Annotated in this window: 24 protein-coding genes; 15 read left to right on the forward strand and 9 right to left on the reverse strand. The window is 63.2% G+C overall.

Annotated elements, in window-relative coordinates:
• The first annotated feature begins 323 nt into the window (after positions 1 to 323).
• Positions 324 to 590, forward strand: coding sequence for a hypothetical protein (locus FXB40_RS20040; RefSeq protein ID WP_148773879.1), 267 nt, complete (start codon positions 324 to 326; stop codon positions 588 to 590).
• A 201-nt stretch (positions 591 to 791) separates the two neighbouring features.
• Complete coding sequence (locus tag FXB40_RS20045) at positions 792 to 992, forward strand: hypothetical protein (protein ID WP_148773880.1); 201 nt, start codon at positions 792 to 794, stop codon at positions 990 to 992.
• A gap of 31 nt (positions 993 to 1,023) precedes the next feature.
• Here FXB40_RS20045 and FXB40_RS20050 read toward each other — a convergent pair whose 3' ends face one another.
• A complete protein-coding gene (locus FXB40_RS20050) occupies positions 1,024 to 1,296 on the reverse strand; it encodes a type VI secretion system-associated protein TagO (protein WP_246207730.1) in 273 nt (90 codons plus the stop codon).
• Positions 1,297 to 1,804: 508 nt separating this feature from the next.
• Positions 1,805 to 2,635, reverse strand: coding sequence for a transglutaminase-like domain-containing protein (locus tag FXB40_RS20060; RefSeq protein WP_148773882.1), 831 nt, complete (start codon positions 2,633 to 2,635; stop codon positions 1,805 to 1,807).
• Between the two features lie 316 nt (positions 2,636 to 2,951).
• Here FXB40_RS20060 and FXB40_RS20065 point away from each other — a divergent pair, with 316 nt between their 5' ends.
• The 4 genes from FXB40_RS20065 (at position 2,952) to FXB40_RS20080 (ending at position 7,275) form a co-directional block, all read left to right on the forward strand.
• Positions 2,952 to 4,256: an acyltransferase family protein gene (locus FXB40_RS20065; protein ID WP_148773883.1), complete on the forward strand. Its 1,305-nt coding sequence runs from the start codon at positions 2,952 to 2,954 to the stop codon at positions 4,254 to 4,256.
• 166 nt (positions 4,257 to 4,422) lie between these two features.
• On the forward strand, positions 4,423 to 5,334 hold the full coding sequence (locus FXB40_RS20070) for a helix-turn-helix domain-containing protein (RefSeq protein ID WP_246207732.1): 912 nt from the start codon (positions 4,423 to 4,425) through the stop codon (positions 5,332 to 5,334).
• Between the two features lie 137 nt (positions 5,335 to 5,471).
• On the forward strand, positions 5,472 to 6,185 hold the full coding sequence (locus FXB40_RS20075) for an SDR family NAD(P)-dependent oxidoreductase (protein WP_148773884.1): 714 nt from the start codon (positions 5,472 to 5,474) through the stop codon (positions 6,183 to 6,185).
• Between the two features lie 10 nt (positions 6,186 to 6,195).
• Positions 6,196 to 7,275: an NAD(P)H-dependent flavin oxidoreductase gene (locus tag FXB40_RS20080; RefSeq protein WP_148773885.1), complete on the forward strand. Its 1,080-nt coding sequence runs from the start codon at positions 6,196 to 6,198 to the stop codon at positions 7,273 to 7,275.
• A 115-nt stretch (positions 7,276 to 7,390) separates the two neighbouring features.
• On the opposite strand, the gene FXB40_RS20085 is transcribed toward FXB40_RS20080, so the two are convergent.
• Positions 7,391 to 8,629 carry an MFS transporter gene (locus tag FXB40_RS20085; RefSeq protein WP_148773886.1) on the reverse strand — a complete coding sequence of 413 codons (1,239 nt, stop codon included), beginning with the start codon at positions 8,627 to 8,629 and terminating at the stop codon, positions 7,391 to 7,393.
• 130 nt (positions 8,630 to 8,759) lie between these two features.
• Here FXB40_RS20085 and FXB40_RS20090 point away from each other — a divergent pair, with 130 nt between their 5' ends.
• Positions 8,760 to 9,374: a TetR/AcrR family transcriptional regulator gene (locus tag FXB40_RS20090; RefSeq protein WP_148773887.1), complete on the forward strand. Its 615-nt coding sequence runs from the start codon at positions 8,760 to 8,762 to the stop codon at positions 9,372 to 9,374.
• 106 nt (positions 9,375 to 9,480) lie between these two features.
• Here the strand turns inward: FXB40_RS20090 and FXB40_RS20095 are convergent, their stop codons facing one another.
• On the reverse strand, positions 9,481 to 10,485 hold the full coding sequence (locus tag FXB40_RS20095; RefSeq protein ID WP_246207737.1) for a GntR family transcriptional regulator: 1,005 nt from the start codon (positions 10,483 to 10,485) through the stop codon (positions 9,481 to 9,483).
• 25 nt (positions 10,486 to 10,510) lie between these two features.
• Between FXB40_RS20095 and FXB40_RS20100 the strand changes: the two genes are divergently transcribed.
• The 5 genes from FXB40_RS20100 to FXB40_RS20120 are packed head-to-tail and all read left to right on the forward strand — an operon-like array spanning position 10,511 to position 14,994.
• Complete coding sequence (locus FXB40_RS20100) at positions 10,511 to 11,659, forward strand: ABC transporter substrate-binding protein (RefSeq protein ID WP_246207740.1); 1,149 nt, start codon at positions 10,511 to 10,513, stop codon at positions 11,657 to 11,659.
• A 15-nt stretch (positions 11,660 to 11,674) separates the two neighbouring features.
• The gene (locus FXB40_RS20105; protein ID WP_148773890.1) at positions 11,675 to 12,544 is read left to right on the forward strand and encodes a branched-chain amino acid ABC transporter permease; all 870 of its coding nucleotides are present in this window, start codon (positions 11,675 to 11,677) and stop codon (positions 12,542 to 12,544) included.
• Positions 12,544 to 13,554: a branched-chain amino acid ABC transporter permease gene (locus FXB40_RS20110; protein WP_246207743.1), complete on the forward strand. Its 1,011-nt coding sequence runs from the start codon at positions 12,544 to 12,546 to the stop codon at positions 13,552 to 13,554. The genes FXB40_RS20105 and FXB40_RS20110 overlap by 1 nt, the downstream gene beginning before the upstream one ends.
• Positions 13,551 to 14,297 carry an ABC transporter ATP-binding protein gene (locus FXB40_RS20115; RefSeq protein ID WP_148773891.1) on the forward strand — a complete coding sequence of 249 codons (747 nt, stop codon included), beginning with the start codon at positions 13,551 to 13,553 and terminating at the stop codon, positions 14,295 to 14,297. Before FXB40_RS20110 ends, FXB40_RS20115 begins: the two co-directional genes overlap by 4 nt.
• Entirely contained in the window at positions 14,290 to 14,994 is a 705-nt protein-coding gene (locus tag FXB40_RS20120) for an ABC transporter ATP-binding protein (RefSeq protein WP_148773892.1), read from the forward strand. Before FXB40_RS20115 ends, FXB40_RS20120 begins: the two co-directional genes overlap by 8 nt.
• A 172-nt stretch (positions 14,995 to 15,166) precedes the next feature.
• On the opposite strand, the gene FXB40_RS20125 is transcribed toward FXB40_RS20120, so the two are convergent.
• Positions 15,167 to 16,540 (reverse strand): PleD family two-component system response regulator, encoded by a 1,374-nt coding sequence (locus FXB40_RS20125; protein ID WP_148773893.1) that lies wholly within the window; start codon positions 16,538 to 16,540, stop codon positions 15,167 to 15,169.
• Between the two features lie 14 nt (positions 16,541 to 16,554).
• The gene (locus tag FXB40_RS20130) at positions 16,555 to 16,920 is read right to left on the reverse strand and encodes a response regulator (RefSeq protein WP_008566616.1); all 366 of its coding nucleotides are present in this window, start codon (positions 16,918 to 16,920) and stop codon (positions 16,555 to 16,557) included.
• A 249-nt stretch (positions 16,921 to 17,169) separates the two neighbouring features.
• On the opposite strand from FXB40_RS20130, the gene FXB40_RS20135 reads away from it, so the two are divergent.
• From FXB40_RS20135 to FXB40_RS20145, 3 genes are all read left to right on the forward strand, one after another.
• On the forward strand, positions 17,170 to 17,481 hold the full coding sequence (locus FXB40_RS20135; RefSeq protein ID WP_148773894.1) for a DUF3572 domain-containing protein: 312 nt from the start codon (positions 17,170 to 17,172) through the stop codon (positions 17,479 to 17,481).
• Positions 17,478 to 18,767: a DNA polymerase IV gene (locus FXB40_RS20140; protein WP_148773895.1), complete on the forward strand. Its 1,290-nt coding sequence runs from the start codon at positions 17,478 to 17,480 to the stop codon at positions 18,765 to 18,767. The genes FXB40_RS20135 and FXB40_RS20140 overlap by 4 nt, the downstream gene beginning before the upstream one ends.
• 371 nt (positions 18,768 to 19,138) lie before the next feature.
• On the forward strand, positions 19,139 to 19,537 hold the full coding sequence (locus FXB40_RS20145; RefSeq protein WP_148773967.1) for an ACT domain-containing protein: 399 nt from the start codon (positions 19,139 to 19,141) through the stop codon (positions 19,535 to 19,537).
• Positions 19,538 to 19,544: 7 nt separating this feature from the next.
• On the opposite strand, the gene FXB40_RS20150 is transcribed toward FXB40_RS20145, so the two are convergent.
• From FXB40_RS20150 to FXB40_RS20160, 3 genes are all read right to left on the reverse strand, one after another.
• Positions 19,545 to 19,946: a RidA family protein gene (locus FXB40_RS20150; protein WP_148773896.1), complete on the reverse strand. Its 402-nt coding sequence runs from the start codon at positions 19,944 to 19,946 to the stop codon at positions 19,545 to 19,547.
• Positions 19,947 to 20,015: 69 nt separating this feature from the next.
• Positions 20,016 to 21,449 carry an HlyD family type I secretion periplasmic adaptor subunit gene (locus tag FXB40_RS20155; RefSeq protein WP_148773897.1) on the reverse strand — a complete coding sequence of 478 codons (1,434 nt, stop codon included), beginning with the start codon at positions 21,447 to 21,449 and terminating at the stop codon, positions 20,016 to 20,018.
• On the reverse strand, positions 21,436 to 23,574 hold the full coding sequence (locus FXB40_RS20160) for a type I secretion system permease/ATPase (RefSeq protein WP_148773898.1): 2,139 nt from the start codon (positions 23,572 to 23,574) through the stop codon (positions 21,436 to 21,438). Before FXB40_RS20160 ends, FXB40_RS20155 begins: the two co-directional genes overlap by 14 nt.
• Positions 23,575 to 23,645 lie beyond the last annotated feature (71 nt).

Below are 23,645 nucleotides of genomic sequence, written 5' to 3' on the forward strand. Positions count from 1 at the left end.
TCAGCGCGAACGCGACCTGGATGATGCCGCCGGCGAGACCAGCGCGACGCCGATGCGCCATGCCATGTTGTAGGACTCGAGTGCGTCGTAGATCACCAGGCAGGTCGCCGCACGGCGTGCGAGGCAAGATCCGTCCTCGCTCCTGCCTGCCTGATCGCCACGCAACCTCAGAGCGCTTTGGTTCAAGCCGATAGGGTGTGCGGTCATCTCGACCAGCCGCGGCGCGCCACGTTTCGACGATAGTGCTGGCTATTGCGGCGCAACGGGCGCATGGTCGTATCGCCAGGTCGGTTGAGCCCCTCTTGTCGAAAAGGCAGGCCTGCATGACCATCCGCTCGCGGCGAGAAGCCGTCACGTTCAGACATCCGTTTCGGATTCGCGGCATCGAGCGGCTGCTGCCCGCCGGCACATATGATGTCGTCACCGACGAGGAGGCGATCGAGGGTCTCAGCTTCCCGGCTTATCGCCGCGTTGCGACGATGATCACGGTGCCCTCGGAGAACGTCCGCGGCTCCATGGAGATGGTCTCGATCGGTTCGATCGATCTCGCCAATGCGCAGGCTGCAGATGCAAGCGCCGTCAACGACTGACAGATAACCGCCAGGAACTCGCTGGAACGAAATCGCTGGAAACGTCATCTACAGGCACGTCTACTTCAAGATCTGATCGTGGTCTGGTTCAAATGCTACCAAGCACACATATAGGGATCAGCACCGCCCGGCCCATGGCATCTACCGGCGATGAGAGCGCTCCCTGCGCTCCCGCCCTCACCGAGCAAGGGAGCGCGCATCATGTCGCATCTGCGAGTTCTCGATCAACCTTCAACTTTGGAATTCCGCTTGACGCAAGAGGCCTTCAACTTGCGGAAGCAGGCTGAACACTTGCCTGTTGGCATTCGTCGTGCCGAGTTGCTGCGGAAGGCTGATCAGATGGACAACGCGATTGAGATCAATCAGTGGGTGAGTTCGCCCGGGCTCCGCGCTCCAATGTGATCTCTGGCAGCGGCCGCCGTTAAGGCGACATCTAGCAGCCGCGGCAAATGTTCTTCAGCTTGGCCGCGGTTCGCGCTTCTTCGTCAGCGAACGGGTCCTTGTAGCCAGCCGGTGAATCGATAATGGCCTCGGCTGGCTTCTTCGCTTTGGGAGGAAACGCCGAGTCATAACAGGCAAGTCGCGCAGAGGTGCTTTCGATGGCGCGACAGCCTGGCTCCGCGGCGAGAGCAGCTCGCGCGAATAGGCCAAGCGCGCACGTCAGGAGAAGTGTCGTCATTGACGTTCTGATCCAGACGATTTTCATGTGGTGCATCCCGTCATTGTTTCTGTTTGCCTGCCCAGGGTGGCGGCGCGCCGGTCCAGGCTGGAAGCGCATCCCATTCGGACCATCGCATCCGCCGCTCTTCGTTTCCAACCCTGACGAAAACGAAGGGAGCGTCGTCCCGGCCGGTTTTTGAACCGACGAAGGTTGCCGGCATCCCGTAGGCGTCCCTGATGATTGCTGTGTTTGCCATTCCAACTCCTGATCGGTTTCGGGCGATCGGCTTGCTCTTTCGCGCATATTGGCCGAGCAGAGCGATCGCTACAGAACGGCCACGGCAGCGATCGGCAGCGCGAAGAAGACCGGCACCAGCACCGGAGGCACGAGCCACTCGCGAAGTTCGAATTTGCGACTGTCGGACATCAGACCGCCCTTTGAGGTCAAGGCGGGAGCGCAATGCTCTCAGTCACCGATAGCAGCCCGGCAGCGTGCGGTGATGTGAGGAGTATAGCAGGCCCCCTCCCCGATAGCGAGGTCAATCGCGGTCACTTCAGCTCGAGGCGGCGCCGGACGTCTCCACGACTTCATCCGTCCACACCTTGAAGCTGACGAGCGTGTTGGGTCCGAACGTCTGGGTGATCGGAACATCCGCGGCATCGCGGCCTTGTGCAATCAGGACGCGGCCAATTCGCGGCGTGTTGTTGCGCGCATCGAAGGTGTACCAGCGGCCGCCGAGATAGGCCTCGAACCAGCCGGCAAAATCGCCGGGCGCATACGGTGGCGGCATGCCGATATCGCCGAGATAGCCGGTGCAATAGCGCGCGGGAATATTCATGCAGCGGCAGAACGAGATGGCCAGATGCGCGTAATCGCGGCAAACGCCCTTGCGCTCGTTGAAGGCTTCCCACGCCGTCTTGGTTGCGCGGGCGTGCTCGTAGCCGAACGCGATATGATTGTGAACGAAATCGCAGATCGCCTGGACCCGGGCCCAGCCCGGCCCGGTCTTCTCGAACAGCTTCCATGCGATGTCGGACAGCCGGTCGGTCTCGCAGTACCGGCTCCCGAGGAGGTAAACGATGGTGTCCGCCGGCAGATCCTCGACGGCGTGTTGCGTGGCTGAAGGCACGATCACATCGGGCAAACCGCTATCGCGCACCGACCCATCGGCGGAGAGGCGCACCCGACCGGCGGGCGCGACGATCCGGCTGCACCAGTTGCCGAAGCCGTCGCGATAGGGCGCGATCGGCACGGAGGGCTGGCTTGTGAGGTAGTCGGGCACGATGACGTCGGAGGCCCGCGTGAAGTGCATGCCCACCACCGCGATCAAAGGCGTCGCTTGCGGAAAGTCGTAGATCATCTCGAAGCCGACACGAATTTTCATGCGAAGGGCCTGACTCCAGCTGGCTTATTCGGAAAACGGCATTCGCTGAGGCCGCGCATCGAAGCGGCCTCCTTGGCGTGACAGGCGACGGTCGCCCTGCTGATCGGCTGGAGAGAAATGGCTCTCAGGCGACGATACCACGTCCAACTCGGCGATATCGGAACAATCGCCTCGGGAGCCTAAAGTTCAATTGCGCGTCCAACGAACTAAGGCGCCTCGAAATTGGGCAGCGGAGCAAGTGTGACCCACGTCAAAGAGCGTCATGAGGCGATCCAATATCTCCAGCGGGATCGTTGCATGAATTTGGTCCATTGCCGTGAAAAGCCATTTGCCGTTGCTGGATCCGCTGCGCTTCGGGGCCGCCGTCGGAGTCGCCATTTTTCACCAGATGTTCTGGTCCTGGGCCTGGTTCTCGATTGGCGTCCCGGGTTTCGAGCGTACCGTCGCCGCCGATGTCATCTACCCCTCTGCCGCCCCCTTCACATGGTTCGGCTGGGTGGGCGTCGAGATCTTCTTTGTCATTTCCGGTTTCGTCATCGCGAATTCCGCAAGCCAGTCCTCGCCGGGCGAGTTTCTTCTCGGTCGTGCACTCAGGCTTTATCCGGCGGTCTGGGTTTGCGCCACCGCGACGTTCATCGTTCTGCTGCTCTTCGGGAGTGGACCGGCATCCGAATTCATTCTGCCCTACATCCACGCCATGCTGATGGTGCCCAAGGGCGTCACAGGTCAATGGCTCGACGAGGTCTACTGGACGCTGGCAGCCGAGACGGCGTTTTATGGTCTCGTGTTTTGCGCGATGCTCACGAAGAGGATCACCCTGCGACACCTGGCGTGGGGTCTCACCATCTACAGCGCAATATTCAATGCGGTCGCGCTGCAGGTCGTGTCATGCACGACGCCATCCGACCTGCCCTACCTCGTCATCCTGATGTTTCGGGTGCCGTGCGCAGCATTCCTGTTGAGCCATGGCTGCTTCTTTGCGCTGGGGATCTGGCTGTTCATGTCTGCGAACAGACAGTTGACGAGGCTCGAACAGGTCGCCGTTGCCACCACCTGTCTTTCAGGCGCCGCAGAGATCTACGTCTTTGCCTCGTTCTTTCTGACGTCCATACCCGCTATCGCGGATCAATCAGCCGTTGTGCCGATCATGGTTTGGGCGGCGGCGGTGCTCCTCATTGCGCTGGCCGCGAACCGGAGCAGGCGCTCTGCGGGTATCGCTTCGCCCAACACACCAGCCTATTTGAGAACGCTCGGACTGATCACCTATCCGCTCTATCTCACCCATAACGTCATTGGCGCGGCGATTATTCGTGCCCTGGTCGATGCCGGCCTCGACGCGACCTCGGCCGTATGGATCGCGCTGGGTCTGCTGATGCTGGTCTGCTGGTTCATTTGCGCGAAGATCGAGCCAGCCGTGAGATCCGCGCTGATGCAAACCCTTTCCCATCTCGGGAAGCTGCTGGAAAGACTGCCGGCATCGCGACATCAGGCGTTGGCCAAGCCGCCTCTCGCCGAACACTTCGCGCGTAGCCAACTCATGGCACGCGCACCGACCTCGATGGTTAGCGTCCGCTTTGGTCATAAGCCGCCACCACGCGTCGTACCGCGATTGGTCCGCTAAGGGCCCAATAACGGGAGTGAGCGGCTATGCTGCGTTGATCGCAGGTGTGTGATAAGATGACGGCGAGAGTTGCGGTCAGCCACGAGTCCGGCCACGTTAACGGCGTCGAGTCCGTGGCATGTCCAAAGGTAACGCCCGCGTGAGTTCATTTGGCCGAAATCAGGAATTGACATCTCAGCCGACGCCGTCAGGCGAACGCGGCTCCAGCAAATACGGCGTCGCCGGGCTGTTGGCCTCATCCGCCCCGCGCGGTTGGTCGAATCTCACGGCAGAGCTTCGCAGCCACAGCGGTACGGTTGCCTGGAATAAGCCCCAGCCTGATGCCGAGATCTGCGTTGATGTGCGCGGTAATCGGTCCGTTGTCACGCGTCGGCTGGACGGGGCCATCGACTCGACCGTCTCCGAACGTGGAACGATCTGGTTGCGTCCGGCCGGCGTCCAGGAAGGCCTGATCGACATGTCGGAGCCGGTGCCGGCGATTTTGCATCTTTACCTGCCGCCCAGCTTGTTCTTGTCGGACAATCTGGGTGAAGGGTTCGACGCGACTGCGATCGATTCGCTCCGCCGCAAGGGCGGCTTCCGCGATCCACTGCTTGCCGAGATCGCCTATGCCATCATGCTCGAACTGGAACACGAGACTTCCGCGGGTAGGCTGCTCGCCGAAACCCTGGCGTTGAGCCTGGTGGCGAGATTGATCCAGAACCATGCCGCGTCGCAGTCCGGCCTCGTCACGCCCGCTTCAGGCGAAGGGCTCGACCGACGCAGACTGGCGCGCGTGCTAGACTATATCGAAGCCAATTTGGAGGGCGATCTGACGGTCGCGCGGCTGGCGTCGGTTGCCTGCCTGAGTGAGTTTTATTTCGCGCGCGCGTTCAAGGCCGCCATCGGCAAATCGCCGCATCGGCATGTCAGTGCAAGGCGCCTCGACCGCGCCAAAGATCTGCTCTGCCATGCGGACCGGGCCTTGATCGATATCGCCCTCGCGCTCAGGTTTTCGTGCCAGGCCAATTTCACCCGCGCATTCCGGCGAGCCACGGGCCAGACGCCGGCGCAATATCGGCGAAACCTGCTGGCTTGACTTTGTTACCGATGTAACGATTGGCAGCCTCCGACGGCAGGAAATGACAATAGCTGAGCAGGCGATGCAAAGCGGCATTGCCTCGATCAGGGTAACTGTTCGCTCATCCATGCACTTTGCGTGAAGGAGAAGCGAATATGATGTCCGAACGGAAGGTTGTCATCATCACCGGGGCATCGCGCGGCATTGGCGCGGCCTTGCTCAAGGCCTATCGCGATATCGGCTATCACGTCGTTGCCAGTTCTCGTTCGATCGGCAGCAGCGACGATCCATCGATGCTTGCGGTCGCCGGCGATATCGCCAGCGCAGAGACGGCCGATCGCATCGTGGAACTGGCCATCGAGCGCTTCGGACGGATCGATACGCTCATCAACAATGCCGGCCTGTTCATTCCGAAGCCCTTTACCGAGTATTCCGAGGCCGACTTCGCCACGATGGTCGGGGTCAATCTCGCGGGCTTTTTCAATCTGACGCAACGAGCGGCGGCGAGGATGCTGCTCGCGGGCTCGGGTCACATCGTCAATATCACGGCCACGATCGCCGAGCAGCCGATGGCCTCCCTGGCGGCGGCGTTGGCGGCGCTCACCAAAGGCGGGCTCAACGCGACCACCCGCTCGCTCGCGATCGAGTACGCAAGCCGGAATATCCGCGTGAATGCGGTATCACCTGGTGCGATCGCGACCCCGATGCATGCGCCGCAGGCGCATGGTTTCCTCGCAGGCTTGCAGCCGATGGGCCGCATGGGCGAGATACAGGAGGTCGTCGACGCCGTGATGTATCTTGAGCGGGCGGCGTTCGTCACCGGCGAGATCATGCATGTCGATGGCGGCGCGTCCGCCGGCCGCTGGTAGGAGGTGTGCAATGTGGTCTGACCGGCGTCTTGTTGAATTGTTCAAGATCGAGCATCCGATTGTGCTGGCGCCGATGGCCGGATTGGGCACGGTGGATCTTGCAGCCGCGGTCTCGAATGCCGGCGGCATCGGCTCGATCGGTTGCGCTGTCTTGACGCCTGAGCTCATTGCAAAGACCGCTGCCGAGCTACGGCGACTGACGAAGAACCCAATCAATCTCAACTTCTTCTGCCACGATGCGGCAAAGGCGGACGCCGCTCGCGAGCGTGCATGGCATGAGAAGCTTTCGTCGTATTATCGCGAACTCGGCATCGACCCCGCAACGGTTCCACCGCGCCTCGATCTCGCTCCGTTCGGCGATGTCGCGGTCGCCGTCGTCGAACAGGTCCGGCCGGAGGTGGTAAGCTTTCATTTCGGTTTGCCCGAGCCCCGATTGGTCGATCGGGTCAAGGCAGCTGGCTGCAAGGTGATGTCATCGGCGACGACGGTCGACGAAGCATGCTGGCTCGAAAAGCATGGTGCCGATGCGATCATCGCCCAGGGGTACGAAGCCGGCGGACATCGAGGCTCATTCCTCGATTCTGACCGCAAGCGTGCGGTCGCCTCACAGGCCGGCACGTTCGCCCTGGTGCCACAAGTCGCTGACGCCGTCAGCGTGCCCGTGATCGCAGCCGGCGGGATCGGGGATGGACGGGGGATCGCAGCGGCGTTCGCACTCGGGGCTGCCGGCGCGCAGGTTGGAACCGCCTTTCTGCTTTGTGCCGAGGCGGCAACGCCCCCGCTCTATCGCGAAGCCCTGCGAAATGCGCGGTCGAACCGGACTGTCGTGACAAACGTGTTCTCCGGGCGACCGGCGAGGGTTCTGGTCAATCGCCTTGCCGCCGAGATTGGCCCCTGGTCGGATGCGGCGCCGGACTTTCCGCTGCCCATGGGTGAACTGCCGTCGCTGCGTGCTGCGGCTGAGCAGAAAGGGAGCGCCGATTTCATGCCACTCTGGTCAGGCCAGGCAGCCGGGCTTGCCCGCGAGATGCCCGCCAGGATGTTGATGGACCTCCTCGTGCGGGAAGCCACCAAGTTGGGAGGCGGCTGATGTGCGGCTCAGGATACCAATCAAAGTCCGAATTGGGTCCCAAGTAGCCCCATCGCGACCAAGCAGCGAGGCGTCCGCCGTAGGCTCCGAAGCTGCCGAGCGACCACGCCTCCACCTACGCCGTCCGCAACACCGGCGCCGGCGGCTGCGAAGGCCGGGTCAGCGCGAACGCGACCTGGATGATGCCGCCGGCGAGACCCAGCGCCACGCCGATGCGCCAGGCCATGTTGTAGGAGCCGAGCGCGTCGTAGATCACCCCTCCTCCGTAGGCACCGAGGAAGCTGCCGATCTGGTGGCTCATGAAGGCGAGGCCCTGGATCATGGCCTGCCAGCGCAGGCCGAACATCTCGGCGACGGCGCCTGCGACCAGCGGGCCGACGCCCATCCAGAGGAAGCCCATGATCGCGCCGAACAGCAGCGTCGAGAATGGCGTGGCCGGCAGCATGAAATACCAGGCGAGCGCGAGCGAGCGGAAGATGTAGATGCCGCCGAGCAGCGCCAGCTTGTTCCAGCGCTGGCCGGCCCAGCCGAAGAACAGCGAGCCCAGCACGTTGAAGCCGCCGATCATGCCGAGCGTCTGCGCGCTCAGCATCGGATCGAGGCCGCAGATCGCCAGATAGGACGGCAGATGCGTGGTGAGGAACACCAGCTGCATGCCGCAGACCAGATAAGCGCACGTCATGACCACGAAGGAGGCATTGCCGAACGCCAACTTCGCGACGGACGCAGCCGTGGCGTCGCCGATATCGTCGGCGGCCGGCTTCGGCAGCGGGATGGCATCAACGCGGCCGGCATACCAGGCAGCCGGGATCATCAGCACCGACATGACGACGAAGCCGGCAAGCCCGATGCGCCAGCCAAAACCCTCGTTGAGCATCTGCCCGATCGGCGCCGACAGCAGCGCGCCGAGCGAGCCCGCGCCGGAGACGATGCCGAGCACGGTGGAGCGCACCGTCGCCGGAACCGCGCGCGCCGCCACCGACATCGCGATCGCAGCCGCGGTGCAGGCAAGCGATGTGCCGATCAGCACGCCGGCGCCGATCATGATGCTGACGAGCCCGTTCGCGGTCGTCATCAGGATGAGGCCTGCGATGTACATCAGTGCGCCGACGATCATGATCGGGCGGAAGCCGTAGCGCACGGTCATCGCGCCGGCGAGCGGCTGGAGGAAGCCCCAGGCGAGGTTCTGCACGGCGAGTGCCAGCGTGAAGTCCGACACCGACAGGTGGATGTCGTGCGTCAGCGGCTGCATGAAGATGCCGAGCGACTGCCGCAGCCCCATGCTCAGCGTCAGCATGATCGAGGCGCCGATCAGGATCGGCAATGTCGGACGCAGGACCTGCAACAGGGGCATTGTTGTTCTCCCTCGTGGGCACGGCACGCGTGCCGGCGCCTGCCATTCGCGTTGATTTTGGTTACACAGACCTGTGTAATTAGTCTATAGAAGGGTCGCACTGTCAAGCCAACAGAACATTCGCCGCCGCATGGCTCCCCCGCCCGCCCCACAGACGATGAAAGAGCGGATCCTCGAGACCGCCGACAAGCTGTTCTATCTGCAAGGCATTCGCGCCATCGGCGTCGACACCATCGCGGCCGAGATCGGCATCTCCAAGCGCACGCTCTACAACCACTTCCCCTCCAAGGACGCGCTGATCGCGGCCTATCTGGAGCGCCGCTTCGTGCATGCGCGCCCCTCCGACAAGCCGCCGGCCGAACAGATTCTCGGTACCTTCGATTCGCTGGAGCGGCGCTTTTCAGCGAAGGATTTTCGCGGCTGCCCGTTCGTGAATGCCGTCGCCGAGCTCGGCCCCACCGACCGTGCCGTGAAGAAGATCGCGATCGCCTTCAAGGAAAGCCGCCGCGTCTGGTTTCGCGAGCGGTTGACCGAGCTTGGCGTAGCGGAAGCCGAAGCGCTCGCAACGCAGCTCGTGCTGCTGGTCGACGGCTCGATCGCACAGGACCTAGTGCGTGATGATCCGGCCATGGCGCGCGCGGCGAAGGAAGCGGCGAAGGTGCTGCTGCGGAATGCGGGGGTTGATGTGGGCGGTGGTGCGGCGAAGCCGACGGCCACGCGAGGCAAGCGCGCACCTCAGCAATGACTGCTCGCAGCAGCGCCCGGTATCATCACCCGCGAGAAAGCGGGAGATCCAGTGCTCCAGTGATCATTAAGGCGCGCTTGCTGGTATGACGACCGCGACCGCGCTCCTACGCCCCCGCCGCGTCGCTCTTACCGAAACGCTGCTTATATGCCTTGATGTAGGCTTCCGGCGAGGGTCTTAGATGCCGACGCGTCAGCGAGATCAGTTCATCGCGACGGCCACCGCGTAGCGCCTTGATCATCTTCAGATGATCGAGGCGCGCGCGATCGAGCGATTCCGGCGATGCGTTGGCATAGAAGCGTATTCCGTGGACCTTACGTGCCAACTGATCGACGGTCTCGATCAGGCAGGAATTGCCGCACAGGCCAAACAAGGTCTGGTGAAAGCTCAGATTGCTGTAGAACACAGTGAGCAGATCACCGGATGCGACGGCCGCGCTGTGCTCGCGGTGAAGTTCTTCGAGCCGACCGATTTCGTGTGAGGCAACGGGGAACGGAATGATGCGCACCGCCATCACCTCCAATTCCTCACGGACGGCGTAGATCGCACGCACCTCATGCGGCGTCAATCCGCGCACCATCGCGCCCCGATTGGGGATGCGCTCGATCAGTCCCTTCCGCTCCAGCTCGAACAGCGCAAGCCGCACGTCACCGCGATGGGTCTGAAACAGATCGCAAAGATCCTGCTCGATCAGGCGCTCGCGCGGATGCCGTCGCCCGAGCACGATATCTTCCTCGATCCGCCGTGCAATCAAGTCGGCCGCGGCCGGCGCCTGCGCAGCACATGCGTCGGCGGGTTTGTCCAAGGCCTTCTCGGCGACCTTGACCCCGCCCCTCCCTGGCTTGATCGATTTTACGGCCATGCTGTCCTGATCCGTCAACGCGCGCCGCGCAGGCGCCGCTTGCTTTGAACCGATAATAATATTGTAGACGACATTGTAAACAATTCTGAATGGGGTTACGCTTCTCGACAATGCGGACGGCTGGGCCTTTAGGCCCGGCGACAGATCCGAACAGGGAGGAAACGGCATGACAAGACAACGCCACAAGTCCGTCCGCGATCGCGAGTGCGTTTCGAACCCCCTCCCCTCCAGCCAGCACAGTCGCCGCAAATTCCTCATCAAGGCAGGCGGCGCATTGGCTGCCGGCGCCTTCGGCGCGGTGCCGCTCCGTGGTTACGCTGCTGACGTCGTCAATATCGGCGGGCTCTATCCCACCACCGGCAGCATGGCGCAGATCGGTACCGGCTGCGTCGCCGCAGCCAAGCTTGCAGTCGACATGATCAATGAGGCTGGCGGCATCAAGTCGCTCGGCGGCGCCAAGCTCAACCTCATCATCTCCGATGTGCAGAGCGATACGACGGTGACCCGTACCGAGACCGACCGGCTGATCACCGGCAACAAACTGTCGGCGATCCATGGCTGCTTCGCCAGCGCGCTCACCTTGATTGCGAGCGAAGTCTGCGAGCGTGCCAAGGTGCCGATCATCACCGGTTCGAGCTCCGACCAGCTCAACAAGGGCCGCAAATTCACCTTCACGCCGTTCGCGCGCGCCTCGCAATTCGCCCGCGCGCAGCTCCAGATGGCCAAGCTCGTCAGCGACCAGCCGAAGGTGGCCGTGATCTTCGAGAACACCGCTTTCGGCACCTCCACCTCGAACGGCTTGAAGGAGCTGGCACCGGGCGAAGGCGTCGAGATCGTGATGTTCGAACCTTATTCGGCGGGTTTCACGGATGCAGGCCCCCTGATCAACAAGGTGAAGGCTTCAGGGGCGAATGCGCTGTTTTCAGTCTCCTACCTCAACGATCTGATCCTGATCGTGCGCACGGTGAAGCAGGTCGGCCTCAACGTCGCGATCAATGGTGGCTCCGGCGGCTTTGTCATTCCGGATTTCTACAAGAATGTCGGCAAGCTGGCCGAGGGCCTGCAGGGGGTCGCTCATTGGAATCACGACATGAGCCCGGACTGCCAGAAGGTGAACGAGGCCTACAAGAAAATCACCGGCGACTTCCTGTTCGAATATGCCGGCGGGCTGGTAGCCCAAACCTTCATGCTGGCGGAGGCGCTCGAGCGCGCCGCCTCCGCAGATCCGCAGAAGGTGCGAGAGGCGCTGTCGACGCTCGACGTATCCTCGGGTTATGCAGCCATGGCGCCCGGCGGAAGGGTCAAGTTCGAGCCAGATGGCAAGAATGCCTATGGCCGCCCCGTCGGGGTGCAGTGGCAGAATGGCGACCTCGCCAGCGTCTTCCCCAAGGAAGATGCCCGCGCACCGCTCATCAAAAGCTGAGGACGAGAAGTCGCAATGCTGGAGACAGTGGCTCAGGCCGTCATCAACGGCCTGCTGATCGGTGGCATCTACGCACTCGTCAGCATCGGCGTGACGCTGATCTTCGGCGTCGTGAAGATTGTCAATTTCGCCCAGGGCGAATTCGTGATGATCGGAATGTACATCAGCTATTTCCTCGCCACCTATTTTGGCGTGGATCCGCTTCTGTCGCTGCTCGTGTCGATGCCGACCTTGTTCTTGATCGGTGTGCTGGTCCAGCACTTCCTCATCCGCAGGGTGCTGGGGCCGAACGACATGCCGCAGATCTTCCTGACCTTTGCGCTGTCGCTGCTGCTGCTCAATCTTGCGCTGTTGCTGTTCACCGCGAACTACCGCACGGTTCACACCTCCTATTCGGACGAAGCCCTTCACTTCGGCGGACTCTACATTCCGGAAGCGAAGCTGATCGCCTTCGTGGTCGCGATGGCCTTGAGCGGCGCGCTATGGGCTTTCCTGCACACGACCGATCTCGGCAAGGCGATGCGCGCCGCGGCGCAGAACCGCGATGTCGCAACGCTGATGGGCATCAACTCCAACCGCGTGTTCTGTGTCGCCTTCGGCGCGGCCCTGGCGCTTGCGGGCGCCGCGGGCTCGCTGCTGATGCCGTTTTATTCGGCCTATCCGTTCGTAGGCCAGGTGTTCGTGCTGATGGCCTTTGTTGCGGTCGTGCTGGGTACGCTCGGCAACGTGCTCGGCGCCCTGGTCGCAAGCGTGATGATGGGAATTGCAGAATCGCTCGGCATCCAGTTCGTCGGCGCCGATTCCGGATTGATCGTGGTGTTTGCCATGCTGCTGCTGACGCTGGCGTTCAAGCCGCAAGGCCTTGGCGGTGGGAGAATGCGCTAGTGGGCAAGGACGCTGACAACACCAGCAAGTGGCAGGTGGCTGCCCTGGCCACGCTCGGCATGATCCTGCTGCTGCTTCCGCAACTCGTCAGCAACGGGTTCGCACTCGACATCTTCATCCGCATCCTGCTGTTTTCGTTCATCGGCGTCGCCTGGAACCTGATGGGTGGCTATGCCAAGCAGCTGTCGCTCGGCCACGTCGCCTATTTCGGGCTCGGCGCCTATACCTCGACCATCATGCAGATCGATTTCAACATCTCGCCGTGGATCGGCATGATCGCCGGCGGCTTCGTCGCGATGCTGGCGAGCCTTCCGGTCGGCTGGCTCTGCTTTCGCCTGCGCGGCCCCTATTTCACCATCGCCACCATCGCGACCGCTCAGGCGTTGATGCTGATCTTCCTGAAGTTCCGCGATTTCGCCTGGGGCGCCGAAGGCACCACCATTCCAAATCTCGGCAGCTCGCCCTTGATGATGCAATTCGAGACCAAGGCGTCCTACTATTATGTGGTGCTCGGCCTGCTGGTGCTGGGGCTGGTGATCACCTGGCGCATCGAGCGTTCATGGATGGGCTACTACCTCGTCGCCATCGGCGAGGACGAGGATGCGGCGGAGGCGATCGGCGTGAACGCGCCGCGCATCAAGCGCCACATCTACATGATCAGCGCGTTCCTCACCGCGCTCGCAGGCACGTTCTACGTCCAGTACATCTATTTCATCGATCCCGCGACCGCGTTCAGTTTCAACATCTCGATCGAGGCCGCGCTGGTCTCGATCGTCGGGGGCATCGGCACGCTGTGGGGCCCGGTGGTCGGCACGGTGTTGCTGGAGACCACCTCGGCTTTGCTGCAAAGCTGGCTCGGCTCCTCGACCGGCGGCATCCAGCTCACCGTCTACAGCCTGATCCTGATGGCGATCATCCTGTGGCGGCCGACCGGCTTGATGGGCCTGTTCAACGACCTCTGGCAACGGCATCTCGACCGGCGGCCGGCGCGAATGAGGACATTGCCATGACGGATGCGCTGGTGGTGACGGGCCTGAACAAGCGTTTCGGCGGCCTGCGCGCCGTGCAGGACGTCAGCTTCACCGTCAAGCAGAACGAAACGGTGGCGCTGATCGGGCCGAACGGCGCCGGCAAGACCACGAGCTTTCATCTCATCACCGGCTTTCATCGCGCCGATTCCGGCTCCGTGCTGGCCTTCGGGCAGGAAGTCGTCGGCCTGAAGCCGCATGACGTCTGCGCGCTGGGCCTCGCACGCACCTTCCAGGTCGCAAAGCCCTTCGGTGCAATGACGGTGCTTGCCAATGTCATGACCGGCGCCTTTCTGCGCGATCGCCACGTCATCGCCGCGCGCGAAAAAGCGCGCGAGGCCATCGACTTCGTCGGGCTCGCCGCGCGCGAGCAGACGCCGGCCAAGGACCTCACCACCATCGACCAGCGCCGGCTGGAAATGGCGCGTGCGCTGGCGACACAGCCGCGCATCCTGCTGCTCGACGAGGTGATGGCGGGGCTCAACCCGGCGGAGATCGATCAGGCGGTGGCGCTGGTCGGCAAACTGTCGCAGCGCGGGCTCACGATCGTGATCGTCGAGCATGTGATGCGCGCGATCATGGCGGTCGCCCGACACATCGTCGTGCTCGACCACGGCCAGAAGATCGCGGAGGGCGCGCCGAAGGAGATTGTCGAAAATCCCGAGGTCATCCGTGCCTATCTCGGCTCCGGCTATGCAGGTGCAGGCGGAGGGGCTCATGCTTGAGCTCAAGGGCGTCAGCGCGGTCTACGGTGCGGTGCCGGCGATTTCCCAGGTCTCGATCCGCGTCAACGCGGGTGAAGCCGTTGGTCTGTTGGGCGCGAACGGTGCCGGCAAGAGCACGACCCTGCGCGCCATCTCCGGACTGGTTCGCCTCACGTCGGGGATCATCAGTTTCGACGGCATCGACTTGGCCTCGCTGCCACCTCACAGGATTCCGGAATTGGGCATCGCCCATGTCCCGGAAGGGCGCCAGGTTTTTCCCGAGATGTCCGTGCAGGAAAATCTGGAAATCGGCGCCTTTGTGCCAAGGGCCAAGGTCGAGCGCGCCAAGACGATGGAGCTCGTCTATGAGATTTTTCCGCGGTTGGCCGAGCGCAAAAAGCAGCTCGCGGGGACGATGAGCGGCGGCGAGCAGCAGATGCTCGCGGTCGGCCGCGGTCTCATGCTAAAGCCGCGGCTCTTGATGCTGGACGAGCCGTCACTTGGCTTGGCGCCGGTGATGACCGACGTCACGTTCGAGAAGATTGCAGAAATCGGCAAGATGGGCACCGCCATCCTGCTGGTCGAGCAGAATGTCAGCCGCGCGTTGTCACTGGTCGACCGCGCTTACGTGCTGGAGAGCGGGCGCGTGACCATGCAGGGAAAAAGCGACGAGCTCGCGAACAGCAAACAGGTCCAGTCTGCCTATCTCGGAATCTAAGGGCGCATCTCTGGAGCCGGAGGGAGCTCCGCCACGCCCTGCCCGATCATATCAAAATGCGCCTGTTTTGCCCGACGAGTCAAACGGCCTCACTGGCTCATAAGCCATTGATCCGACAGGCGCCGGCTACTGTGCATGGGGTTGTTTTCGCACTTTTTTGTCGCGAGCGGCCTCACGCCGCCTGCGACACCACGCGATTTCGCCCGTCGTGCTTGGCGCGGTACAGCGCGGTGTCGGCGCGCTTGAGGACGTCGGCGACCGCCTCGCCCTTCTGCTCCAGCGTGGTGAGCCCGATCGAGATCGTGACCTCGATGCGCTTGGTGCCCTTGTGGACGGCGAACGGCTCGCCCGCGATCGAACGGCGCAGGCGCTCGGCGACCATGCCGGCGACGTGGAGATCGGTCTCCGGCATCACGATGACGAACTCCTCGCCGCCGTAGCGGCAGGCGAGATCGATGCCGCGGATCGACTTGCGCACGCGCACCGCGAATTCGCGCAGCACGTCGTCGCCGGCGTCGTGGCCGTAATTGTCGTTGATCGACTTGAAATAGTCGATGTCCAAAATCATCAGCGCCAGCGGCTTGCCGCGGGACGAGGCCTGCTCGGCGAGCGTCGCCAGATGGCTCTCCATGTAGCGGCGATTGTGCAGGCCGGTGAGCGCGTCGGTGATCGCCATCTCGATCGAGTTCTGCACGTTGTCGCGCAGATGATCGGTGTAGCGGCGGCGGCGGATCTGGGTGCGGGCGCGCGCCAAGAGCTCGGTCTTGTCGATCGGCCGCAGCAGATAGTCGTTGACGCCGATCTCGAGGCCGCGGAGCAGCCGCGTGGCATTTTCCGCTTCCGCAATCGCCAGGATCGGCACGTGGCGCGTGCGCTCCAGCGAGCGCGCCTGGCTGCAGAGCCTGAGGCCATCGAAATTGTTCAGGTCGAGTGAGACGATCAGCAGATCGTAATTGCCCTCGGCGGCGTGGAACAGCGCTTCGGTCGGATTCGGCTCGACGTCGATGGTGTGCTCGGCGGCGAGGATCGTCGCCAGCCGCTCATAGGACGACTGCCGGTCGTCGACCAGCAGGATGCGGCCGCCCTTGCCTGCATCGGCGATGGCGCTGCGCTCGGGCGCCTGCATGCCGATCTCGAGCGAGGTGATGGCGCGCATGCGCAGCTCATCCGTCATCATCTTCAGCCGCGTCAGCGAGCGCACGCGCGCGATCAGCACGACGTCGGAGACGGGCTTGGTCAGGAAATCGTCGGCGCCGGCTTCCAGTCCGCGGTTGCGGTCGGAGGGGCTGTCGAGCGCGGTGACCATCACGACGGGAATGTGGTGCGTGGCCGGATCGGTCTTGAGCCGGCGGCAGACTTCAAAGCCGTCCATGTCGGGCATCATCACGTCGAGCAGGATGATGTCGCATTCGGCGCGGCTGGCCAGCGCCAGCGCCTCGGTGCCGTTCGAGGCGGTCATCACGTCGAAATATTCGGCCGAGAGACGGGCTTCGAGCAGTTTGACGTTGGCGGGAACGTCGTCGACAACCAGGATACGCGCGGACACTGTGAACTCACTTCCTATCCGATAAAACGCCGGACCGTCTCAATGAATTTGCCGACCGAGATCGGCTTGGACAAATAGGCTTCGCACCCGCCCTCGCGGATGCGCTCTTCGTCGCCCTTCATCGCGAAGGCCGTGACCGCGACGACGGGAATGGCGCGCAGCTCCGGATCGTCCTTGATCCAGCGCGTCACCTCGAGCCCCGAGACCTGCGGCAATTGGATATCCATCAGCACCAGGTCGGGCCGCATCTTGCGCACGAGGTCGAGCGCCTCGTAGCCGTTGCTGGTGCCGGAGGTCTGGTAGCCGTGCGCCTCCAACAGGTCGCGGAAGAGCTTCATGTTGAGCTCGTTGTCTTCCACGATCAGGACGGTCTTAGCCATCCCGCCCTCCTGATTGGCACGAAGCCCTATACATGTGACGCCTCAGGCGCCGCTCTCCGGCGCTTCGAAAACTGGATTCAAACTAGCCTCAGATTCGCTCTAGTTTCGTTAAACCCGAGGGGCCACTTTCTGCGATGTGGTTTCCAGTTGCTTGTCTGGGCCAGCAGACTCAGGCCCGAGACTCAGTCCCAAGACTCGGGCATATTCCAAAGTAGACACCGAAAGTTAACGGAAAGGCAAACCGGGCCCGTGAAAAAGCCTGTTCACAACCCCCGCGAAGTCGCTGAAATCGTTGCGATTCAGGCGCTAACCTTCGTGGCCGGCGATCCAGAGCGGCTGGGCCTGTTCCTGGCTGAGACAGGGGTCGGCCCGGAGACGCTCCGGAACGCCGCCTCGGACCCCAATTTCCTCCTCAGCGTGCTCGATTTCGTGCTGCGCGATGACGACACCGTGAAGACCTTTGCCAAGGCCTCGGAACTGCATCCGACCAACGTTGCCGCAGCGCGGCAGGTGCTGGGCGATGCGCTCGGCGACCGGACCTGGGAGCGCGATGTGCCGTGAGCGCCGCCGATCCGGCGGGGCCCCGCTGCTTCTGCCGGGATTGTCTGGCCGATCTCGACATGGGCGTGCGACGCTGTTCCGCCTGCGGCTCCCCTCGCCTCGTCCGCCACCGCGCGCTCGCGAGCCTGACCATCGCCCATATCGACTGCGACGCCTTCTATGCGACGGTCGAGAAGCGCGACAATCCTGACATCGCCGACAAGCCCGTCATCATCGGCGGTGGCAAGCGCGGCGTGGTGTCGGCGGCCTGCTACATCGCCCGCACCTATGGCGTGCGCTCGGCGATGCCGATGTTCAAAGCGCTGGAAGCCTGCCCGCATGCGATCGTGATCCCGCCTGACATGGCGAAATATGTCCGCGTCGGCCGCGAGGTGCGCCAGGCCATGCAGGCGTTGACGCCGCTGGTCGAGCCGCTCTCGATCGACGAGGCCTTTCTCGATCTCTCCGGCACCGAGCGGGTGCACGGCATGATCCCGGCAAAAGTGCTGGCGCGCTTTGCCCGCGACGTCGAGCGCGACGTGGGCATCTCTGTCTCGGTCGGCCTGTCCTGCAACAAGTTTTTGGCCAAGATCGCCTCCGATCTCGACAAGCCGCGCGGCTTTGCCGCGCTCGACCAGGAGGAAGCGCGTTTGATGCTGGCTTCGAGGCCGGTCGGCTTCATCTTCGGCGTGGGACCGGCGACGCAGGAGCGCCTGGTGCAGCGCGGCTTCCGCATCATCGCCGACCTGCAAAAGGCCGACGAGATCGAGATGATGCGACAATTTCCGAGTGACGGCCGCAGGCTGTGGCGACTCGCCCGCGGCATCGACGACCGCCGTGTCGAGGCCGATCGCGGTGCCAAAACGATTTCCAGCGAAACCACCTTCGAGACCGACATCCGCGATTTCGCGTCGCTGGAAAAAATTCTGTGGGGGCTGTGCGAGAGGACGTCGTCGCGGCTCAAAAGCAGCGAGCTTGCCGGCTCGACCGTCACGCTGAAGCTCAAGACCGCCGATTTCCGCCAGCGCACGCGCTCTCAATCGATCGCGGCGCCGACGCAGCTTGCAGCAAAGATCTTCTCGATCTGCCGCGAGATGCTGGCGAAAGAGATCGACGGCACCGCCTTCCGCCTGATGGGCGCCGGCGTCAGCGCGCTGCGCGAAGGCTCCCCCGCCGACGACACCGACATGCTCGACCGCCGCGCCGCGCATGCCGAGCGGGCGGTAGACAGCTTGCGGAAGAAGTTCGGCAGCGGGGCCGTCATTCGCGGCATCGCGTATGAAGGGCCGGAGAGGCCACAGGACTGATTGGGCTCGGTTGAAATCAGTCGTGTTCGAATATCCTGGCGCCCGGATAGGCGCGCCGGACGTATTGAACGACCAACTGCCGGTCCTGAGTCTCCGGGAACGGAGTCCGGATCTGACAAGACCCGACCATGAGATGCCACAAGCCGTTGAGTTTTCGAATGACGACGCTCATTGAGCCTCCTCGCAGTGACCCGAGTGGACTCAGATTGTAAGAAGCCCCGCCGTTGCTCAATTGTACGAGCGTAAGAGCAGCGCATGACAAGGAATAGAGCAGGTATACAAAGGTATGTTGGCGAGGCTCCTGCCAGGACCCGACGCTGATGGGTTTCCCAAGCGCTCGACTCAAAACGCGCGCTGAAAGGCTGACAACTGTGGCGGGCGAACGCGATCTCAACGCGCTGTTAAGGGACATGAAGCCGGAGATGCAACCAGGCATCTTCGTGTTTTGCACGATTCCGCCAAACGAAAACATTCCGGCGGCGGTCAACCCGCTGCTGACGTTCCGCGAGCAGGAAGGAACCACACTCGTGATCCAGCGCGAAGAAGCCGAAGCGGCAGGACTCCACTACGCGTTTGCGTCGCGTCTTATCACCCTGACGGTTCACTCCGCGCTCGATGCGGTCGGCTTCCTGGCCGCGATCACGGCACATCTCGCCGAAGCCGGCATCAGCGTGAATGCCGTTTCGGCCTTCCATCACGACCATCTCTTCGTGCCGGCCGACAGGGCCGACGACGCAATGGCTGCTCTACGAGAGATGTCCCGAACGTAGCGCGGAATCAATCCGCGACCGCGATCGCCTCGATCTCGATCAGCCATTCCGGCGCGGCAAGAGCGGAGACGCCGACGAGCGTCGAGGCCGGCGGCTCCATGCCTTCGAAGAAGGCTGAGCGCGCCTTGCCGATGATCGGACGCAGCTCCGGCTTGTAGCCGACGACAAAGGTCGTGATCTTCACGATGTTGCTGTAGGTCGCGCCGGCTGCCTTCAATGCATGACCGAGATTCTGCATCACCTGCGTGGTCTGCGCGGCGAGATCGCCCTCGCCGACGATCCGCCCCTCCTCGTCCACCGACACCTGGCCGGAGATGTAGATCGTGCGCGCGCCGGAGGCGGTGACGACGTGGGAATAAGCGGGATTGTGGTGCAGGCCGCTGGGGCGGAGATGGTCGAGCTTCGGCATGGGCTGGCTCCCTGGCTTTTCTTTCGTGGGGCGCGAGCCTACCCGGAATCGCGCCTTACGCCAACGCTGCTATCGCTCGCGCATGCTCTCATGCCGATACCGCGCAAGCGGCGACAGCAGATAGCTGATGATGCTGCGGGTCCCCGTCTTGATCTCGACACTCACGGCCATTCCCGGCGAGAGATTGACATATTTGTCATCGATCAGCATCCGGTCCCGGTCAGGCGATATCCGGGCCGAATAGACCAGCTCCTGCCCCTTGGGCTCGCTGCTGTCCTGCTCCGCACCCGGCGGACTCGCGCCGTTCTTGTCCACGGGCTTGTCGCGCGTGATCGCATCATGCGACACGCTCGTGACCTTGCCGTCCAGCAGGCCGTAGCGGGTGAAATTGAAGGTATCGACCTTGATCGCCGCGTCCTGACCGACCTCGATGAAGCCGATGTCGCGGTTCGACAGCATCGCCTCGATTTCCAGCCGGCTCTCGAGCGGCACAACCACCATCAACGCCTGCGCCGGCGTGACGACGCCGCCGACGGTATGGATCGCGAGCTGCTGGATGACGCCGTCGACCGGCGCGGTCAGCCGCTGGAAGCTCCGCCTCTGCTCGGCCTTGACGACGTCCTGCGTGAGGCCCGCGGCCTTTTGTTCGGCCTTGGCGAGGTCATCCGACAGCGAACGCTGATACTCGGCCACAGTCTTCGTGGAGGTCTCGACCAGCGCGGCGAGAGCCGCATCAGCTTCCTTGTACCGGCTCTTTTGAACCAGGAACTCCTGCTGCTGGCCGACCAGGTCCTGAAGCTCCTGGAGATAGAAGATCTTCGATCCCAGTTCCTTGTCGAACAACTGCTTGCGCATGTCGACGCGCTGCTGAAGCAGCGGGATCGTTGCCTCGAGCTTGCCGATCGTCGCCGTGATCGTCGCTCGCTCGGCCTCCTTCTGCGCGACCTGATGCTCGATCGAGGCCAGCTTGGCGTTCTGCTCCACGGTCTGGCTCGCCAGGAATCGCCGCTGGACCTGCACGAGTGCGGCGGGAGCGGCTTCCGGCGGATGGAAGCCAGCGAGCGGATCGGCGCCGTCGGATAGAGCCGCGCGCAACCGTGCCACTTCGAGCTGCGCGCCGACGAGATCGCTCTTGAGATGCCCGAGCTCGGCCTCGTTCATCGTCGCGTCGAGATCGACCAGCACATCCCCTGCCCGCACCGTCTGGCCATCGGCGACCTGAATGGCGCGCACCACGCTGGTCTCGAACGGCTGGATGACTTTGGTTCGGCCACTCGGGATCACCTTCCCCGACGCCACTGCGACGATATCCACGGTCCCGAGGCACGCCCAGACGGTCGCGACCAAGAAGGCCGCAGCGATCGTGGCACTGACGGCACGGCCGACGGGATTGGGGGGCGTCTCGACGATCTCCAGCGCCGCCGGAAGAAATGCGATCTCGTCCCGGCTTCTCGCGGTCGGCTTGTTGGCCGGAAACGGCACGACCTTACTAGCTGATTTCATGCAGCCCTGCCTGAAGCCGGAACAGCGTGGCGTATCGGCCGCCGGTCTTGACCAGTTCCTCATGGGTGCCGTCCTCGATCAGACGACCACGATCCATCGTGATGATGCGGTGAGCCATGCGCAGCGTCGAGAGGCGATGCGCGATCACGAAGACGGTGCGACCCTTCGCGATCTGAATCATGTTCTGCTGCACGATCCGCTCGCTCTCGTAATCGAGCGCGCTCGTTGCCTCATCGAGGATCAGGATGCGCGGATTGGTCACCAGCGCCCGCGCGATCGCGATCCGCTGCCGCTGGCCGCCCGAGAGTGTGCTGCCCTGCTCGCCGACGACCGTGTCGTAACCCTCCGGAAGCTCGAGGATGAAATCGTGCGCGCCCGCGAGCCTGGCGGCCTCGATCACGCGCTCGATCGACATCGCTGGATCGGCAAGCGCGATGTTGTCGCGCACGGTGCGGTTGAACAGGATGTTCTCCTGCAGCACGATGCCGATCTGCCGGCGCAGCCAGGTCGGATCGACCATCGCCAGATCGGTGCCGTCCACCAGCACACGTCCGCTCTCGGGGATGTAGAGCCGCTGGATGAGCTTGGCGAGCGTGCTCTTTCCGGAGCCCGACGTGCCGACCACACCGACGAACTGCCCCGCGGGCACGCTCAGGCTGACGTCGCTGAGAATCTCCGGGCCGTCGATGCGGTAGCGAAAAGTGACGTGCTCGAACTTGATGTCGCCGCGGATCGCGGGCAAGGCCGCCCGCCCCGAGGCATAGACCGGCTCCGCCGGCGTGTTCAGGATGTCGCCCAGGCGTTGGACCGACAAGCGCGCCTGGTGGAAATCCTGCCATATTTGCGCAAGACGGAGGACCGGAGCACTGACACGGCCCGCCAGGAGATTGAAGGCAACGAGCTCGCCCACGGTCAGATCGCCCGCGATCACCAGCCGCGCACCGAAATAGAGGATGGCGGCGGTTGCGACCTTGCTGACGAACTGGATGGCCTGGCTTGCGGTGTTGCCGAGGCTGATGACGCGGAAGCTCGCGGCCACATAGCTTGCGAGCTGCTCTTCCCAGCGCCGCTGCATCTGCGGCTCGAGCGCCATCGCCTTCAGGGTCTCGACACCCGTGACGCATTCGACCAGGAACGCCTGGTTCTCCGCGCCACGCTGAAACTTCTCGTCGAGCCGCCCGCGAAACGCGGGACTGACGCCGGCGGAGATGGCGATATAAAACGGAAACGACGCCAGCGTCACCATCGTCAGCAGCGGCGAGTAGACCCACATCACGGCGATGAAGACGATCGTGAAGAACAGATCGATCACGATCGTCAATGCCGAGCTGGTGATGAAATTGCGGATGTTCTCCAGCTCGCGCACCCGCGCGACGGAGTCGCCGACGCGCCGCGCCCGGAAATAACCGATTGGAAGTGCCAGAAGGTGCCGAAACAGCCGAGCGCCCAGCTCGACGTCGATGCGATTGGTGGTGTGCGAAAACAGGTACGTCCGCAGCGCGCCGAGGATCGTCTCAAAGAGCGCGATCGCGATCAGCCCGGTCACGAGGACGTCGAGCGTGGTCATGCTGCGATGGACGAGCACCTTGTCGATCACGACCTGGAACAACAACGGTGATACGAGCGCGAACAGCTGGAGAAACAGCGAACCGACCAGGACCTCGCCGAGCAGCCGCTTGTACTTCTGAATCGCTCCCAGGAACCAGGTGATGTCGAAACGCCGGGTAAGATCGGTCAGGAGCGCCCGCTTCGCAATCAGGATGGCCCGGCCGTCCCAGGCAGCCTCAAACTCGGCCCGGGTCATCATGATTGGCTTCGACGCATCCGGGACCTGGACGATGATCTTGTCGTCCCCGGCTTTGCCGAGCAGCAGAAATCCACCGTCACGCAAAACCCCGATGCATGGCATCGGAATCCCCGCGAGCCGCTCCCACGTCGTGGAGACCGTCTTCGCTTTCAGGCCAAAGCCCTTTGCGCAACGTAGGATCTCGGTAACGCCAATTTGGGCGCCGAATTGATGGCGGACCTGGTCCGCGCTCGCCCCCACCCCATTCAGGCTCAACATGGCAATGATCGCGTGAAGGCCGGGATCGCCGGGCAACGCCTGGGCCGCAGCTTCAGTCATGCGTAGCCCGGCCAAATGCCAGCGCCATCACGCAGTGAGATCCCAATAAGCCCATTGCCTGCTCCATGCAT

It is taken from the genome of Bradyrhizobium rifense (assembly GCF_008123425.1).
GTDB classification, from domain to species: Bacteria; Pseudomonadota; Alphaproteobacteria; order Rhizobiales; family Xanthobacteraceae; genus Bradyrhizobium; species Bradyrhizobium rifense.

What these genes read in the sequence shown, in the direction of transcription:
- FXB40_RS20040 (WP_148773879.1), top strand. Translation starts at nt 324, where the DNA reads ATGACCATCCGCTCGCGGCGAGAAGCCGTCACGTTCAGACATCCGTTT.
- FXB40_RS20045 (WP_148773880.1), top strand. Translation starts at nt 792, where the DNA reads ATGTCGCATCTGCGAGTTCTCGATCAACCTTCAACTTTGGAATTCCGC.
- FXB40_RS20050 (WP_246207730.1), bottom strand. Translation starts at nt 1,296, where the DNA reads ATGAAAATCGTCTGGATCAGAACGTCAATGACGACACTTCTCCTGACG.
- FXB40_RS20060 (WP_148773882.1), bottom strand. Translation starts at nt 2,635, where the DNA reads ATGAAAATTCGTGTCGGCTTCGAGATGATCTACGACTTTCCGCAAGCG.
- FXB40_RS20075 (WP_148773884.1), top strand. Translation starts at nt 5,472, where the DNA reads ATGATGTCCGAACGGAAGGTTGTCATCATCACCGGGGCATCGCGCGGC.
- FXB40_RS20080 (WP_148773885.1), top strand. Translation starts at nt 6,196, where the DNA reads ATGTGGTCTGACCGGCGTCTTGTTGAATTGTTCAAGATCGAGCATCCG.
- FXB40_RS20085 (WP_148773886.1), bottom strand. Translation starts at nt 8,629, where the DNA reads ATGCCCCTGTTGCAGGTCCTGCGTCCGACATTGCCGATCCTGATCGGC.
- FXB40_RS20090 (WP_148773887.1), top strand. Translation starts at nt 8,760, where the DNA reads ATGGCTCCCCCGCCCGCCCCACAGACGATGAAAGAGCGGATCCTCGAG.
- FXB40_RS20105 (WP_148773890.1), top strand. Translation starts at nt 11,675, where the DNA reads ATGCTGGAGACAGTGGCTCAGGCCGTCATCAACGGCCTGCTGATCGGT.
- FXB40_RS20115 (WP_148773891.1), top strand. Translation starts at nt 13,551, where the DNA reads ATGACGGATGCGCTGGTGGTGACGGGCCTGAACAAGCGTTTCGGCGGC.
- FXB40_RS20120 (WP_148773892.1), top strand. Translation starts at nt 14,290, where the DNA reads ATGCTTGAGCTCAAGGGCGTCAGCGCGGTCTACGGTGCGGTGCCGGCG.
- FXB40_RS20130 (WP_008566616.1), bottom strand. Translation starts at nt 16,920, where the DNA reads ATGGCTAAGACCGTCCTGATCGTGGAAGACAACGAGCTCAACATGAAG.
- FXB40_RS20150 (WP_148773896.1), bottom strand. Translation starts at nt 19,946, where the DNA reads ATGCCGAAGCTCGACCATCTCCGCCCCAGCGGCCTGCACCACAATCCC.
- FXB40_RS20155 (WP_148773897.1), bottom strand. Translation starts at nt 21,449, where the DNA reads ATGAAATCAGCTAGTAAGGTCGTGCCGTTTCCGGCCAACAAGCCGACC.
- FXB40_RS20160 (WP_148773898.1), bottom strand. Translation starts at nt 23,574, where the DNA reads ATGACTGAAGCTGCGGCCCAGGCGTTGCCCGGCGATCCCGGCCTTCAC.